Raw genomic sequence first — 1,191 nt, forward strand, 5'->3', positions numbered from 1 at the left:
TCAATCACATAACATTCGCCCTCAAGGCTCAGCGCGTAAGCTCTATTCTGCGGGGTTTGATCGGCGCTAGAAGCGTCTTTGCTTTCAAGATTTATTAAATTTAGGGCGGATGCTTGGTTTATAGAATTTGCGGCGGAACTTTCATTCTTTTTATCGCTGCTTTCGGCGATGTTTTGGGCCGCCGACCCAAGCTTGCTTTTGCTCGCCGCATCGCCAGCCAGCTCTTTAAAATCGCCTTGTAGCGCGCAGCTATCTTTCGCACCGCTATGATTTTGCGCATTTAAACCGCCCTGCCCCGCTCGCGCCAAATCATCGGCGCTTCGTTGCTGTGAAGCGAAATGCGGCGCGTTTTGGATAAAATTTTCGCCCTCCTTTCGCAGCGTAAATTTGTAGCTCTGCTCGCAGCCGTCGATATATAGGCTCTCAAGTCGCATGCCCGCTTCGCCGTCGAAGCTTACGGTTCGCAGGTCGCAAATGACCGCCGCAAACGCGTCGAACAGACGCCCTAGCGAGCTTGAGCGGACGGCACGCGGTGCGATTTTTTCTAAATTTGCGACTTCGCTCGCGCTAAATTTTGCCAAAAACTCGCGCGCAGCGTCCTTTGCATTAAATTTAAACACGAGAGCAAGCGCAAGTTTGTAGATGTTTTTGATCGCATTCTCGCCGCCGATAAGCGCGATCTCGTCAAATTTTGCGACGCGACGATAGCCGTGCGGGTCAAACACCATCACCTCGCCTCCCCAGATCGTGCCGTCCGTGCCGTAGCCGGTGCCGTCGAAGCAAAAGCCGAGGTATTTTTTGCCGCTAAAAAGAAGATCATTTTGCGCTAAATTTGAAACCAGATGCGCGAAATGGGGCTGGTAGCGGATCACGGGGTATCCGCGCTGCTCGAAAAAATGCGTGTGCAAAAACTGCGGGTGCAGATCCGCGATGACGGCGTCGAACTTCAGCTCGTAGGCGCGCACGAACATATCCAAAAGCGCGAAAAATCGCTCATTCGTGGCGACGTTTTTAAGATCGCCGATGTAGGGCGAGATGAAAATTTGCCCGTCTTTGTAGATCGCAAACTGATTTTTAAGCTCCGCCCCGAGCGCCAGAAAAGTGCCTTTGAGCTGGAATTTGCTAGGGAAAATTTTTGGATTCATTCCGCGAGAGGTCCGCAAAAACAGCGCACGATTTAAAATTCCGCTC

Annotated in this window: 1 pseudogene; it reads right to left on the reverse strand. The window is 51.7% G+C overall.

Annotated features, from left to right (window positions below):
• Positions 1-1,145, reverse strand: a pseudogene (locus tag Q0256_RS08685) (hypothetical protein); the annotation flags it as partial.
• Positions 1,146-1,191 lie beyond the last annotated feature (46 nt).

Origin of the sequence: uncultured Campylobacter sp. (assembly GCF_937949835.1) — a bacterium.
Classification (GTDB): domain Bacteria; phylum Campylobacterota; class Campylobacteria; order Campylobacterales; family Campylobacteraceae; genus Campylobacter_B.